Source organism: Ancylobacter terrae (assembly GCF_045108345.1).
Taxonomy (GTDB): domain Bacteria; phylum Pseudomonadota; class Alphaproteobacteria; order Rhizobiales; family Xanthobacteraceae; genus Ancylobacter.
This window is the reverse complement of record NZ_JBJGXH010000004.1, coordinates 169,969-183,291: the sequence shown is the minus strand read 5'-3', so window position 1 is coordinate 183,291 and position 13,323 is coordinate 169,969. Positions and strand designations below refer to the sequence as shown.

Here is a 13,323-nt window from a genome sequence, read left to right as displayed (position 1 = left end):
GCCCGGCGCAGGTAACCGCCATGCGCCCCATCCTCCTCGCCGCCGTCCTGTTCCTGGTGCCGCTCGCGGACGCGGCGCAGGCGCAGCAGACCGAAGGGGCGCCCCCGCCCTATGAAGCCGAGATGAGCCAGCTCGCCGAGCTGATGGGGGCCTTGCACTATCTGCGCCCGCTGTGCGGGGCGAAGGAGGGCAACCGCTGGCGCGACGAGATGCAGGCGCTGATCGACGCCGAGCAGCCCTCCGAGGCGCGCCGTTCGCGCCTGATCGCGGCGTTCAACCGCGGCTATACGAGCTACCAGCAGGTCTACCGCACGTGCACGCCCTCGGCCGAACTCGCCGGCAGGCGCTATCTCGACGAGGGGGCGCGGCTGTCGCGCGACATCGCCACCCGCTATGGCAGCAATTAACAGCGCATTTGAACGACCCTTGCCTCAATTTTGTCCGCCCAGGTTAACCTTCTCTCAAAACATGGGCCGACCGGCCGGGCCATCGTGCTATGGTCCGATTCGGCGCGTCGCGGGGGACGCGCGGAGGTGAGCCGTGTCGAACGTTCCCGAACCGCACCGCCTCGACGGCGAAACCAGCGAGGCCATGGAAGACGAGCGCTACGCGGCGCTCGCCTATCTCGACGAGGCCTGGAACGAGGCGGTCTATGACGGGCTGGACGAGGATTGCCTGGCGCAGGCGGCCCTGTTCACCGCCATCCGCTCGCTGGTCGCCACCTATGGCGAAGAGGCGGCCGCCCGATTCGCCGAGCGCCTGTCGGAGCGGATCCGCAGCGGTGAATACACCGTGCCGTTGAACCGGCAGTAGCGCCGGCCGGTCGCGCAAGGCGCGGGCGGCGCGGGCCGCCCGCAGGATCGCGCATCAGCGCGACTGGAACAGCGACGCCACCTGCCGCAGGTCCGGCACGCGCCCGTCCGGCGTCATCTTGTCGACGAGGCCCGGCAGCACGCGGGCGAGCTGGTCGAGCAGCTCCTGTTCGCTGACCCCAGCCTTGCGGGCCAGCTCCGAGATGGTTTGCTGGCCGATCGCCGAGCCGAGCTGGCCCGGCTGCACCGGCTTGTTCTGGCCGGTTCCCACCCACGAATCGGCCGCGTCGGCGAGCCCGCCGGTGCGAAGCTTATCGAGCAGGCCGCCGAGCCCGCCCAGCAGGCCGCCATCGGCGTCGGCGGTCTGTGGCAGCGGCGCGCGCGGCGCCGGCTCGGCCGGCGCCTGAGGTTGCGCCTCCGGCTCGCTCTTGCCCGCCAGCATCTTGCTGACGAGCAGCGCGCCGAGGGCGATCATGATCGGCTTGGCGATATTGCCGCCGGGAACGGCGTCGTCGAACAGACCCATGGTGGCCTCCCTGACTGATCGGACGCCTTATCTGGCGCTCCGAAGGTGGCGAGCCTACGACACAATTGGCAGCGGCCGAAGCCCCGCCTATCCTCAGCGCGCGTCCGTCGCCCCCGTGGGGGTGCGGGCGCCGGCGGCACGCTCCGGCGCCGGTAGCCGCGGGGCGGCGGAAGGGGAATACCCATGTCGGTTCTGGGCTGGATCCTGCTCGGCCTGATCGCGGGCTGGCTCGGCAGCAAGCTCGTCAACAAATCGGGGCAGGGGATGCTGCTGGACATCGTCCTCGGCATCGTCGGCGCCGTGGTCGGCGGCGTCATCTTCAACTTCTTCGGCGCGGCGGGGGTGACCGGCTTCAATATCTGGAGCCTGATCGTCGCCGTCATCGGCTCGGTGGTCGTGCTCTGGCTCTACCATCAGCTCTCCGGCCGCCGCAGCCTGTAGCGGCGCCGTAAACGCCAAAAGGCGCGACCCGGCCGGGGCGCGCCTTTTGTGATTGCGTCAGCGGAACAGCGCGGCCCGGAGGCCGCCGCCGAGATCAGCGCGGGCCGGCCGTGACGGGCTTCGGCTTGGAGGGAAGCAGACCCTCGCGCTGAGCGCGCTTGCGAGCGAGCTTGCGGGCGCGGCGCACGGCCTCGGCCTGCTCGCGGGCGCGCTTCTCGGAGGGCTTCTCGTAATGGCCGCGCAGCTTCATCTCGCGGAAGATGCCTTCACGCTGCATCTTCTTCTTGAGCGCCTTGAGGGCCTGGTCGACATTGTTGTCGCGGACGAGAACCTGCACGTGTGTTCCTCTTCGAGCTTTCGCGATAGCGCCGGCGTTGTTCCTGGGGACGGACACGGGGCGATCGAACGCCGCGCATATGCCCGTCGAGGCGTGGGGAATTAGCAGAACCCGCCTGTCCTGTCCAGCCCGCCGATATCAACACTCGGTGGCCCGGTTCACTCGCCCGGCTGAGGCCCGTCGTATCCCTCGACGATGATCACCTCGGCCCGCGAGGCCGCCGTCCGGAAGGCCAGCGCGTGCTGGTATTCCGGCGAGCGGTAGCAGGCGAGCGCGGTGGCGTAGTCGGCGAACTCGATCACCACGTTGCGCGCGCGGGGCGTGCCTTCGACGGCCTCGAACGGGCCACCGCGCACGAGGAAGCGCGCGCCGTAGGCCGCAAAGGGCGCGGCATTGGCCACGACATAGGCCTTGTAGGCCTCGAGGTCATCGACATCGACGCGGGCGATCCAGTAGCCCTTAGGCATCGCGGCTCTCCTCAGACGCCCGCCACCGCGGCGGCGATCTCGGCCTGGATGGCGCGGGCGGCGGCTGCCGGGTCGGGCGAAGCGACGACCGGCCGGCCGACGACGAGATGGTCGGCGCCGGCGCGGATCGCGAAGGTCGGCGTCGCGATCCGCTTCTGGTCGCCGGTCGCGCTCCCGGTCGGGCGCACACCCGGCGTGACGACAGCCGGCCGCGGCCCGAGGATCGAGCGCACCATCGCGGCGTCGGTCGGCGCGCAGACGAGGCCGTCGACGCCGATCTCGCGCGCCTGCGCGGCACGGCGCCGGATCGTCTCCTCGACGCCGAGCCCGTAGCTCGCCTCGGCGAGGTCCGCCTCGTCATAGGAGGTCAGCACGGTGACGGCGAGGATGCGCAGCGGGCTCGCGCCCTTGCCCTCCATCGCCGCCCGCATGGTCTGGGGATAGGCGTGCACGGTGAGGAAGGTCGCGCCCAAGGAGGCGATCGAAGCGACGCCGTGCGCGACCGTATTGCCGATGTCGTGCAGCTTGAAGTCGATGAACACCTTCTTGCCGTCGGCGATGAGATCGCGGGCGAAGCCGAGGCCGCCGGAGAAGCCGAGCTCGTAGCCGATCTTGTAGAAGCTCACCGTGTCGCCGAGCCGGGCGACGATGGGTTCTGCGGCCCGCACCGAGGGCAGGTCGAGCGCGACGATCAGCCGGTCGCGCGGGTCGGTCGGGGGCGTCGCCATCCTGTCCTCGTCGTTCCGGCCGATGAAGCCGTCGATATCAGCCGCGCGCGGCGGCGCGGAGCTTCGCCTGCGCGACCAGCACGGAGAGCACGCCGCGCAGCTGCGTCTGGGCGCGTTCCTCGGCGAGGCCGCCCTCCTCCGTGAAGGCCTTTGCCGCGCCGCTCACCACCATCTGCTCGCCGAGCACGAGGCAGGAGAGGCCGAGCGCCAGGGTCTGCCGCAGCATGATCGAGGCGCGGTAGCCGCCCAGCGCGCCGGGCGAGGTCGCGCCGATCGCCCAGACCGGCCCCTTGTACGGATCGCCCGCACCGTCGCGCACGCGGCTCACCCAGTCGATGGCGTTCTTCAGCAGCGGCGGCACGCCGGCATTGTATTCGGGGGTCACGATGAAGACGCCGGCGGCGCCCGCCAGCACGCCGTGCAGGCGCTTGGCCGCCTCCGGCACGCCTTCGGCCGCCTCGAGGTCGCCGTCATAGATCGGCATCGCATAGTCGGCGAGGGTCAGGTGCACCGCCTCGGCGCCGAGCGTGGGCAGTTCGCGGGCGGCGAGCGCCGAGAGCTTCGCCGAGAAGGAGCCAGTCCGGATCGAGCCGGCGAAGGTGACGATGCGGGGACCGGCCATCGTGGCTCCTCAACTCTGCGCCTGCGCGGCGCGGTAGACCCACACCCGTGCCGGCGGCAGGTTCAGCCACACGCGCGGCGAGCGGTGGGCGGTGAAGCGGGCGGGCGCGAGCGGCATCGGCGATACCGTCGCATAGGTGAACTGGATGAACGGCGCGCCGGCCTGCGCCAGGCCGAAGGCCTGGGCGAGCAGGTTCTCCCGCTCGCGCGGCGGCCGGGTGAAGAGCGGCAGGCTGGAGACGATGGCGGTGGCGGGACTCGCCAGCGTGTCGCCGAGCGTGCGGGCTATGTCGTAGGCGTCGCCGCGGATGATGGTGGCCGCCGGGAAGCGGCTCTTCAGCATGCGGCAGAAATCGGGATTGTATTCGATCAGGACCAGCCGTTCCTGCGCCACGCCGCGGGCGATCAGCGCGCTGGTCACCGGGCCGGTGCCGGGGCCGAGCTCGATCACCGGGCCGGTATCGGTCGGGTCGACATAGCCCGCCATGGTGCGGGCGAGCGCCCGGCCGGAGGGCGAGACCGCGCCGGTGCGCAGCGGGTTCTGGAACCAGGACTGGAGGAAGCGGACCTCGTCGTCGAGACGCGGTTTCGTCGGCGCGCAACCCGTCTTGGAACGATGCAGCATACGATCCGATTCCAGTTGTCCGAGGGCACCGTATCCCGGCGATTAGACGGGATCAAAACAGGGGTCAAGCCGAACGCGAGAGCCGCGCGGCGATGACGCAGCGTCCCGGCTATTCCGCCTCGCCGGCAAAGAAATCCTTAACCTTGGCGAAAAAGCCGTGCGATTCGGGGTGGGTCTCGCCCGAGCATTCGCGGTCGAATTCGGCGAGCAGCTCGCGTTGGCGGCGGGTGAGGTTCTGTGGCGTCTCCACCACCACTTGCACATGCATGTCGCCATGGTTGCGGGTGCGCAGGACCGGCATGCCCTTGCCGGTGAGGCGGAAGCGCTTGCCGGACTGCGTCCCCTCGGGGATCTTCACCTTGTTCTTGGCACCGTCGATGCCCGGCACCTCGACGCTGCCGCCGAGGGCGGCGGTCACCATCGAGATCGGCACGCGGCAGAACAGGTCCGCCCCGTCGCGCTGGAAGAATTCGTGCGCGGCGATGGACAGGAAGATGTAGAGGTCGCCCGGCGGCCCGCCGCGCACCCCCGCCTCGCCCTCGTTGCCGAGCCGGATGCGGGTGCCGTCCTCGACGCCGGCGGGGATCGCCACCTGCAGCGTGCGCTCGTGGGTGACGCGGCCGGCGCCGGCGCAGGTCGGGCAGGGGTCTTCGATGACCTGACCGCGGCCCTGGCAGACCGGGCAGGTGCGCTCCAGCGTGAAGAAGCCTTGCGCCTGTCGGATGCGGCCCGAGCCGCCGCAATGGCGGCAGGAGGAGGGCTGGGTGCCCGCTTTCGCGCCGGTGCCCGAGCAGGTCTCGCAGGTGACCGAGGTCGGCAGCTTCAGCGTGGCGTTCTTGCCGGTGAAGGCTTCCTCGAGGGTGATCTCCATATTGTAGCGCAGGTCCGCCCCGCGCTCGCGGCCCTGGCCCCGGCCCTGGCCGCGCCGGCCTCCCCCGCTCATGCCGAACAGGTCCTCGAAGATGTCCGAGAAGGTCGAGGCGAAATCGGCGCCGAAGCCGGCTCCGCCCGCGGCGCTGGAGCCCATGCCGTTCTCGAACGCGGCGTGGCCGAAGCGATCATAGGCGGCGCGCTTCTGCCCGTCCTTCAGGACCTCGTAAGCCTCGCTGAGTTCCTTGAAGCGCTGCTCGGCCGCGGCATCGCCGGGGTTCTTGTCCGGGTGCCACTTCATGGCCAGCTTGCGGTAGGAACTCTTGAGCTCGCCGTCGGTGACGGTGCGGGAGACCTCGAGGATTTCGTAATAGTCGCGCTTGGACATGCTGGATGAGCCGTTCCGGATTTCGATCGGTCACACCCGGTCCCCACGGGACTCGGCAGACGCGCTAGTCAGGAGACGCGGCATGCAGGAACCCTGCCGTGCCTCTCCCTGTCATACAGAAAACGACCCCCGGAGCAGGTCCGGGGGCCATTCATCGGGAGCAGATCAGGCCGACTTCTTCTTGTCGTCGTCCACCTCGGTGAACTCGGCGTCGACCACGTCGTCCTTCGGCGCCTCGCCGGCCGGCGGCTCCTGCTGGGCGGCGTAGGCCGCCTCGCCGAGCTTGAGGGAGGCCTGGGCGAGGGCGTTGGTCTTGGCCGTGATCTCGTCGGCGTCGCCGCTCTCCAGCACGCCCTTGAGATCGGTGATGGCCGTCTCGATGGCCGTTTTGTCGTTCGCCGCGATCTTGGCGCCGTGCTCGCCGAGCGCCTTCTCGGTGGAGTGGACCAGCGCTTCGCCGTGGTTCTTGGCTTCGACCGCGGCGCGGCGCTTCTTGTCTTCCTCGGCGTGGGCCTCGGCGTCCTTCACCATCTTGTCGATGTCGGAGTCCGAGAGGCCGCCCGAGGCCTGGATGCGGATCTGCTGCTCCTTGCCGGTGCCCTGATCCTTGGCCGAGACGTTGACGATGCCGTTGGCGTCGATGTCGAAGGCGACCTCGATCTTCGGCATGCCGCGCGGCGCCGGCGGGATGCCGACGAGGTCGAACTGGCCGAGGATCTTGTTGTCCGCCGCCATTTCGCGCTCACCCTGGAACACGCGGATGGTGACCGCGGTCTGCCCGTCCTCGGCCGTGGAGAACACCTGGCTCTTCTTGGTCGGGATGGTGGTGTTGCGGTCGATCAGCCGGGTGAACACGCCGCCCAGCGTCTCGATGCCGAGCGAAAGCGGGGTCACGTCGAGCAGCAGCACGTCCTTGACGTCGCCGGCCAGCACGCCGGCCTGGATCGCGGCGCCGATGGCGACCACTTCATCCGGGTTGACGCCCTTGTGGGGCTCCTTGCCGAAGAACTGCTTCACCACTTCCTGCACCTTGGGCATGCGGGTCATGCCGCCGACGAGCACGACCTCGTCGATCTGCCCGGCGGTCAGGCCGGCATCCTTCAGCGCCTTGCGGCACGGCTCGACCGTGCGCTGGATGAGGTCGTCGACCAGCGCCTCGAACTTGGCGCGGGTGAGCTTCATCGTCAGGTGCTTCGGGCCGGACGCGTCGGCGGTGATGAAGGGCAGGTTGATCTCGGTCTGCGTCGCCGACGACAGCTCGATCTTGGCCTTCTCGGCGGCTTCCTTCAGCCGCTGCAGGGCGAGCTTGTCGTTGCGCAGGTCGATGCCCTGCTCCTTCTTGAACTCGTCCGCGAGGTAGTTGACGAGCCGCATGTCGAAGTCTTCACCGCCGAGGAAGGTGTCGCCATTGGTCGACTTCACCTCGAACACGCCGTCGCCGATCTCGAGGATCGACACGTCGAAGGTGCCGCCGCCGAGGTCATAGACCGCGATGACGCCGGCCGACTTCTTGTCGAGGCCATAGGCGAGCGCGGCCGCGGTCGGCTCGTTGATGATGCGCAGCACGTCGAGGCCGGCAATCTTGCCGGCGTCCTTGGTGGCCTGGCGCTGGGCGTCGTTGAAATAGGCCGGCACGGTGATGACCGCCTGGGTCACCTTGGCGCCGAGATAGGCCTCCGCGGTCTCCTTCATCTTCTGCAGGGTGAAGGCGGAGATCTGCGAGGGCGAATACTTCTTGCCGTCCGACTCGAGCCAGGCGTCGCCGTTGTCACCCTTGACGATCTTGTAGGGGACCAGCTTCTTGTCCTTCTCGACGGTCGGGTCGTCGTAGCGGCGGCCGATCAGGCGCTTCACCGCGAAGAAGGTGCGCTCGGGATTGGTCACCGCCTGGCGCTTGGCCGGCTGGCCGACGAGACGCTCGCCGTCTTCCGTGAAGGCGACGATGGACGGGGTGGTGCGCGCGCCCTCCGCGTTCTCGATCACCTTGGGCGTCGAGCCTTCCATCACCGCGACGCAGCTGTTTGTCGTGCCGAGGTCGATGCCGATGACTTTGGACATGCTTTCTCTCCTTTCGGCGGGCCGTGCGAACCCTCTCAGAGGCCTCCGCCATACGGGACATGCCCGGACGGCCCCCATTGAAATCCGGCGCGCTTCTATCCGAAGCGGCGCGTTCCGGGGCGTATATAAGAAGGCGCCGAAACGGCCGCAAGGCGGCATGTGGAGGGAGTTTCGGGCATCGGTGCGAGGCCCGCCGCGCGCTCCGCGGGCGGGCGACACCCGGCATTCAGGCGGAACCGGATACGGCCGCTCCGGCGCTCGGAGCGGCCGGCCGCCTCAGGCCTCCACCGTCGCGAAACGGGCGGCGAGCGCCTTCAGCACCGGGATCTGGGCACCGAGCTCGCGCCAGTGGCGCGGATTGAGCTCGAGGATCGCGGTGGCCGCCTGCGGCAGCCGGGCGGCGCCGATAACCGCCTCCCAGTCGAGCCCGCCCCAGCCGATCGGCAGGTGCAGGTCGCCTTCCCCGAACGCCACCGCCTCGGCCGGATCATAGGTCCAGAGCTCGGTCGGCCGGCCGAAGGAATCGTGCAGATGGAGATGCGCCGCGTGCCGGGCCAGCTCCGCGATCTCCGCGATCGGGTCGAGCCGGGCGTCGGTGCAGCGGATGAAGGCGTGGCTGACGTCGAGCGTCGCCTTCACCGCCGGATGGGCGATGGCGTCGAGTTCGCCGGCGAGCCGCGCCGGGCTCGCCGTCTCGCGGGCGTCGCCGAAGCGGAAGATGTTTTCCACGCACAGCGTAACCCCTGCGCTCGCCGCGATGTCGCCGGCCCGGGCGAGCGCGTCGCGCTGGCGGGAATAGGCGACCTCGATGTCGTCGGCCGGATCGCGCACCATGCCGCTGTGCACGACGAGGTGCCGGGCGCCGATGGCCCCGGTGATCTCGATGCTCGCCGCCAATACCGCCTCGTGGCGGGGCAGCCGATCGGGAGTATCCATCAGGTTGGTCGCGAGCGGGCCGTGGACGCTGTAGCGCAGGGCGCGGCCGGACAGCGCCTGTGCGAGGTCGGCGACCCGCTCCGTCAGCACCCGCCCGTCGACGATCAGGTGCCACGCATAGAGCGGCAGTTCGACCACGTCGACGCCGAGCGCTTCGGCCTCGTCGAGGCTCGCACCGAGATCGTCGAACTCGGGCGAACCTTCGCGGAGCGAGTAGCCGGCGGCGGGGAGGGTGGGGCGGTCGATGCGTGCGTGCATGAGCGGGCTCCTTCGGAAGCAGGTGGCCGGGGCCGGGTGAATGGTGGCCGGGTGAAATCGCGGCCCGTGAAATCGGGACAAATGAAAAGCGGTCGACGCCGCAGGGCCGGGACAGAACGCAATGACCGGCCGATGACCGGGCGGCGAATCACGGCCGCCCGGGACAGGATAGTGGCACAGCAGCAGTGATGGCCGTGCGACGGCGGTCAGCCGGCCGGCATCGGCACCGGCGTGATCCAGCCGACGACGGCGCCGGTCGGGTCCTTGACCACGCCCATGCGGCCGACCTCGGGCACGTCGAACGGCGCCTTGAGCACCGCGCCGCCGGCGCCCGCGACCTTGGCGATGCGCGCATCGACGTCGTCGACGGCGATATAGGCGAACCAGTGGCTCGGGATGCCCTCGAACTCGGCGCCGGTGATGTCGAAGATGCCGCCGACGGTCGTGTCGCCCGCCTTCACCACCGTGTAGGTGAAGCCCGGCATCGGCATCGCCTCGTAGCTCCAGCCGAGCGTGGCGGCGTAGAACGCCTTGGCGCCCTCGACGTCGCGGGTGTTGAGTTCGTTCCAGAAGAACGTGCCGTGCGTGCTCATGTTGTGGCCCCCGGATGACAGGGCGCGGATCATAGGCAGGACGTGACGGCATGGCCATGACAGTCCCTTACCTCCGCACCCCCGGACCTTACGCAGCGTCGCCTCGGGCCGTCCGCGGGCGGTCATGAAGCGTGATGCGGCCAAGGCTTGCGATGTCGGGCGAACCTCTCTAGACCGTTAGGCGACGGGCCCGATCGCGCGGCACCGCAGCCCCCTGAGCGATGCGTCTTCATCATCATCCCTTCTGTCCCCATTCGCGTTTCGTGCGCCTCGCCTGCAGCGAGTTCGGCATGGAGCCGGAACTCGTCGAGGAGCGGCCGTGGGAGCGGCGGGAGGAATTCCTGCTGCTCGATCCGGCCGGCGCCACGCCGGTGGCGGTGGAGGATCACGGCCTCGCCATCCCCGGCGCCGGGGTGATCGCCGAATATCTGGACGAGACCCGCGGCCTTGCGCTGGGCGAACGGCGCCTGCTGCCCGAGACGCTGGCCGAGCGCGTCGAGGTGCGCCGCCTGATGGCGTGGTTCAACGACAAGTTCTTCGCCGAGGTCTCCGAGCCGCTGGTGCGCGAGAAGGTCTACAAGCGCTACATGACCCGCCAGCAGGGCGGCGGTCCGCCGGAAATGACGGTGATCCGCGCCGCCCGCAACAACATCCGCTATCATCTCCACTATATCGGGTGGCTGCTGAAGGCGCGGAACTGGATCGCCGGCGACCGGCTCACCTATGCCGATCTCGCCGCCGCGGCCCATATCTCCAGCGTTGACTATCTGGGCGATGTGCCGTGGGACGAGGACGAGATGGCGAGGAACTGGTACGCGCGGATCAAGTCGCGCCCGTCCTTCCGTCCGCTGCTGGCGATCACCATGGCCGGGATGGCACCGGCGGCGTGCTACGCCGATCTCGACTTCTGACCTCGCCGCCGCGCCCGCTTTCGCCTGCCGCGGCCCGCCGGCTGCTGGACGACCTCGCCCGCGCCGAGGGCTTCGACGCGATCGGCGTCGCCGCGCCCGATTCGATCCCCCATGCCGCCCCGCGCCTCGCCGCCTGGCTGGCGGAGGGCGCCCATGGCGACATGGACTGGATGGCGGACACCGCCGGACGCCGGGGGGCGCCGCGCGCGCTGTGGGGCGAGGTCGGCGCCGTCGTCATGCTCGGCCTCAATTACGGCCCGGACGAGGACCCGCGCGAGGTGCTGTCCCGCCGAAGTTGCGGGGCCATCTCGGTCTATGCCCGCGGCGACGATTATCACGACCTCATCAAGGGCAAGCTGAAGCGCATCTGCTCGCGCTTCGTGCCGCGCGCGGGCGGTCCGGAAAACGTCGAGGTGAAGGTGTTCGTCGACACCGCGCCGCTGATGGAGAAGCCGCTGGCGCAGGCGGCCGGGCTCGGCTGGCAGGGCAAGCACACCAACCTGGTCTCGCGCGAGCGCGGCTCCTGGCTGCTGCTCGGCGCCATCGCCACCACGCTCGACCTGCCGCCCGACGTGCCCGAGCGCGACCATTGCGGCTCCTGCCGCGCCTGCCTCGATGCCTGCCCGACCGCGGCCTTCCCCGCGCCCTACCGGCTCGATGCCCGCCGCTGCATCTCCTACCTCACCATCGAGCACAGGGGACCGATCCCGCACGAACTGCGCGCGGCTGTCGGCAACCGAATCTATGGCTGCGACGACTGCCTCGCCGCCTGCCCGTGGAACAAGTTCGCGAGCCTCGGCCGCGAAGCCCGCCTCGCCGCCCGCGAGGCCAACCGCGCCCCGCGCCTCGACGAACTCGCCCTCCTCGACGATGCCGCGTTCCGCGCACGCTTCGCGAAAAGCCCGATCAAGCGCACGGGGCTGGCGCGTTTCCGGCGCAACGTGATGATCGCCATCGGCAATTCGGACGATGCGACGCTCGCGCCCGCCGCGGTCCGCGCCCTCGACGACGCCGCGCCGCTGGTGCGCGGGGCGGCGGTGTGGGCGTTGTCGCGACTGCTCGGCCCCGCCGCCCTCGCGCGGGAGGCCGAGGCCCGGCTTGCCGGCGAGAATGACGACGACGTGCGCGGCGAATGGCGGCGGGCGCTCGATCCCGCCCCGTCAGACTGAAGGAACCGCCATGACCCTGCTTGCCGCCCTCGGTCTGGGCTATTGCGCGCGCCGCTTCGCGGCCCTCCATCGCGACGATTTCAGCCGCGTCGTCGGCACCCATCGCCGGCCGGCGGAGGCGGAGGCGGAGCCCGGCGTCGAGACCCTCGCCTTCGACGGGGCGCCGTCAGCCGCGCTGCGCGCCACCGTGGCGGAGGCCGACGTCCTCCTCATCTCTGCGGCGCCGGGGGAGGGGGGCGATCCGGTGCTGGCCGCGCTCGCGGACGACATCGCCACCGGCGGACGCAGAGGCCCCATCGTCTATCTCTCCACCATCGGCGTCTATGGCGACAGCGGCGGCACCTGGATCGACGAGAGCGCCCCGCTCGCCGGCCATCTCGACCGCGCGCGGCGGCGCATCGAGGCGGAGGCAGGCTGGCAGGCGCTCGGCCGCCGCCTCGGTCGGCCGGTGGCGCTGCTGCGGCTCGGCGGCATCTACGGTCCCGGCCGCAACGCGCTGCGGGATGTCGCCGACGGCAGCGCCCGGCGCATCGTCAAGCCGGGACAGGTGTTCAACCGCATCCATGTCGACGATATCGCCGCCGCCATCCGGGCCGCGATCGTGCTCGGCTTCGAGGGGCGGGTGAACGTCGTCGACGACGTGCCCGCGCCGGCCGAAGCGCCGATCCTCCACGCCGCGGCGCTGCTCGGCCGCGAGCCGCCGCCCGCGCTCGACTTCGATGCCGCGGGCCCGCTGATGTCGGCGATGGCGCGCAGCTTCTGGGCCGACAACCGCCGCGTCCGCAACGGCGTCCTGCGCGAGAGGCTCGGCGTGGAACTGCGCTATCCCGATTATCGCGCCGGTCTCGACGCGCTCCACGCCGCCGGCGAAGGGAGCTGACGACCTACGCCGCGCTCAGCGCTCCCGCGCATAGGCGCGCAGGAACATCTCCACCATCTGCGTGACCACCTCCTCGATCCGCCCGTCGCTCGGGGCCGGCTCGCTGGCGAACAGCATCGGCATGGCGATCGAGGCGTGGCAGCCCATCAGGAACTGCCAGGCGGCGAGATCGGTGTCGCCGATGCGCAGCAGGCCCTGTGACTCTTTGCCCCGCAGCCAGGCGGACAGGCGCGCCACCCCCGCCCGCGGCCCCGCCTTCAGGAAGGCATGGCCGACCTCCGGGAACTTCTCCGCCACCGCGATCACGGTGCGCACCGTGGCGATGTGCTCCGGCCGGATCATCGCGTGGACATAGGTCACGCCCATGCGCATCAGCGTGGAGCGCAGGTCGGTGCCGTTCTCGTCCATCTCGAAGGTCAGTTCGGCGGTCTGGCTGCACTCCTCGCCGACCAGCGCCGCGAAAAGCTCCTGCTTGGAGCCGAAATAGACGTAGAGCGTGCCCTTGGACACGCCCGCGCTGCGCGCGATCTCGCCCATGCTGGCGCCGTCGAAGCCGTGGGCGAGGAAGATGTCGCGGGCCCCCGCCAGGATCTGCCGGCGTTTTTCCGTGTCCTGTCCGGCGGCGCTGGCCGGCGCGGCGTCGGCATGGAGCGTGTTCATGGTTGCGGTCCCGCCTCCCTGACACCGGCGTCCGGAGGTATGA

17 protein-coding genes are annotated in these 13,323 nt (G+C 70.3%); 6 read left to right on the top strand and 11 right to left on the bottom strand.

What is annotated here, in order from left to right; genetic code table 11:
* Window positions 1-20: 20 nt before the first annotated feature.
* A complete protein-coding gene (locus tag ACEUEL_RS19385) occupies window positions 21-407 on the top strand; it encodes a TIGR02301 family protein (RefSeq protein WP_405708930.1) in 387 nt (128 codons plus the stop codon).
* Between the two features lie 133 nt (window positions 408-540).
* Window positions 541-813, top strand: coding sequence for a hypothetical protein (locus ACEUEL_RS19380; RefSeq protein WP_405708927.1), 273 nt, complete (start codon window positions 541-543; stop codon window positions 811-813).
* Between the two features lie 54 nt (window positions 814-867).
* On the opposite strand, the gene ACEUEL_RS19375 is transcribed toward ACEUEL_RS19380, so the two are convergent.
* Window positions 868-1,338: a YidB family protein gene (locus ACEUEL_RS19375; RefSeq protein WP_405708924.1), complete on the bottom strand. Its 471-nt coding sequence runs from the start codon at window positions 1,336-1,338 to the stop codon at window positions 868-870.
* A 183-nt stretch (window positions 1,339-1,521) separates the two neighbouring features.
* On the opposite strand from ACEUEL_RS19375, the gene ACEUEL_RS19370 reads away from it, so the two are divergent.
* Window positions 1,522-1,779: a GlsB/YeaQ/YmgE family stress response membrane protein gene (locus ACEUEL_RS19370; RefSeq protein ID WP_405708921.1), complete on the top strand. Its 258-nt coding sequence runs from the start codon at window positions 1,522-1,524 to the stop codon at window positions 1,777-1,779.
* A 94-nt stretch (window positions 1,780-1,873) separates the two neighbouring features.
* On the opposite strand, the gene rpsU is transcribed toward ACEUEL_RS19370, so the two are convergent.
* The 9 genes from rpsU to ACEUEL_RS19325 form a co-directional block, all read right to left on the bottom strand.
* On the bottom strand, window positions 1,874-2,116 hold the full coding sequence (rpsU, locus tag ACEUEL_RS19365) for a 30S ribosomal protein S21 (protein WP_405708919.1): 243 nt from the start codon (window positions 2,114-2,116) through the stop codon (window positions 1,874-1,876).
* Window positions 2,117-2,274: 158 nt separating this feature from the next.
* Entirely contained in the window at window positions 2,275-2,583 is a 309-nt protein-coding gene (locus ACEUEL_RS19360) for a DUF1330 domain-containing protein (protein WP_405708916.1), read from the bottom strand.
* A gap of 11 nt (window positions 2,584-2,594) precedes the next feature.
* Entirely contained in the window at window positions 2,595-3,311 is a 717-nt protein-coding gene (gene pyrF, locus ACEUEL_RS19355; RefSeq protein WP_405708914.1) for an orotidine-5'-phosphate decarboxylase, read from the bottom strand.
* A 37-nt stretch (window positions 3,312-3,348) separates the two neighbouring features.
* Window positions 3,349-3,933 (bottom strand): NADPH-dependent FMN reductase, encoded by a 585-nt coding sequence (locus ACEUEL_RS19350; RefSeq protein ID WP_405708911.1) that lies wholly within the window; start codon window positions 3,931-3,933, stop codon window positions 3,349-3,351.
* Window positions 3,934-3,942: 9 nt separating this feature from the next.
* Window positions 3,943-4,557 carry a class I SAM-dependent methyltransferase gene (locus tag ACEUEL_RS19345; protein ID WP_405708908.1) on the bottom strand — a complete coding sequence of 205 codons (615 nt, stop codon included), beginning with the start codon at window positions 4,555-4,557 and terminating at the stop codon, window positions 3,943-3,945.
* Window positions 4,558-4,666: 109 nt separating this feature from the next.
* Window positions 4,667-5,815, bottom strand: coding sequence for a molecular chaperone DnaJ (dnaJ, locus tag ACEUEL_RS19340; RefSeq protein ID WP_405708905.1), 1,149 nt, complete (start codon window positions 5,813-5,815; stop codon window positions 4,667-4,669).
* 165 nt (window positions 5,816-5,980) lie between these two features.
* Complete coding sequence (gene dnaK / locus ACEUEL_RS19335) at window positions 5,981-7,873, bottom strand: molecular chaperone DnaK (protein WP_405708902.1); 1,893 nt, start codon at window positions 7,871-7,873, stop codon at window positions 5,981-5,983.
* 276 nt (window positions 7,874-8,149) lie between these two features.
* Window positions 8,150-9,067, bottom strand: coding sequence for a sugar phosphate isomerase/epimerase family protein (locus tag ACEUEL_RS19330; protein ID WP_405708900.1), 918 nt, complete (start codon window positions 9,065-9,067; stop codon window positions 8,150-8,152).
* Window positions 9,068-9,273: 206 nt separating this feature from the next.
* Window positions 9,274-9,660 (bottom strand): VOC family protein, encoded by a 387-nt coding sequence (locus tag ACEUEL_RS19325; RefSeq protein ID WP_405708897.1) that lies wholly within the window; start codon window positions 9,658-9,660, stop codon window positions 9,274-9,276.
* Between the two features lie 221 nt (window positions 9,661-9,881).
* Between ACEUEL_RS19325 and ACEUEL_RS19320 the strand changes: the two genes are divergently transcribed.
* Genes ACEUEL_RS19320 through ACEUEL_RS19310 form a run of 3 tightly spaced genes read left to right on the top strand, consistent with a single transcriptional unit; the run spans window position 9,882 to window position 12,620 of the window.
* Window positions 9,882-10,571 (top strand): glutathione S-transferase family protein, encoded by a 690-nt coding sequence (locus ACEUEL_RS19320; RefSeq protein ID WP_405708895.1) that lies wholly within the window; start codon window positions 9,882-9,884, stop codon window positions 10,569-10,571.
* Window positions 10,568-11,740, top strand: a complete 1,173-nt coding sequence (gene queG / locus ACEUEL_RS19315; protein WP_405709533.1) for a tRNA epoxyqueuosine(34) reductase QueG — start codon at window positions 10,568-10,570, stop codon at window positions 11,738-11,740. Before ACEUEL_RS19320 ends, queG begins: the two co-directional genes overlap by 4 nt.
* A gap of 10 nt (window positions 11,741-11,750) precedes the next feature.
* Window positions 11,751-12,620: a Rossmann-fold NAD(P)-binding domain-containing protein gene (locus ACEUEL_RS19310; RefSeq protein ID WP_405708892.1), complete on the top strand. Its 870-nt coding sequence runs from the start codon at window positions 11,751-11,753 to the stop codon at window positions 12,618-12,620.
* A gap of 15 nt (window positions 12,621-12,635) precedes the next feature.
* On the opposite strand, the gene ACEUEL_RS19305 is transcribed toward ACEUEL_RS19310, so the two are convergent.
* Window positions 12,636-13,280 (bottom strand): TetR/AcrR family transcriptional regulator, encoded by a 645-nt coding sequence (locus ACEUEL_RS19305; RefSeq protein WP_405708889.1) that lies wholly within the window; start codon window positions 13,278-13,280, stop codon window positions 12,636-12,638.
* Between the last annotated feature and the right edge of the window lie 43 nt (window positions 13,281-13,323).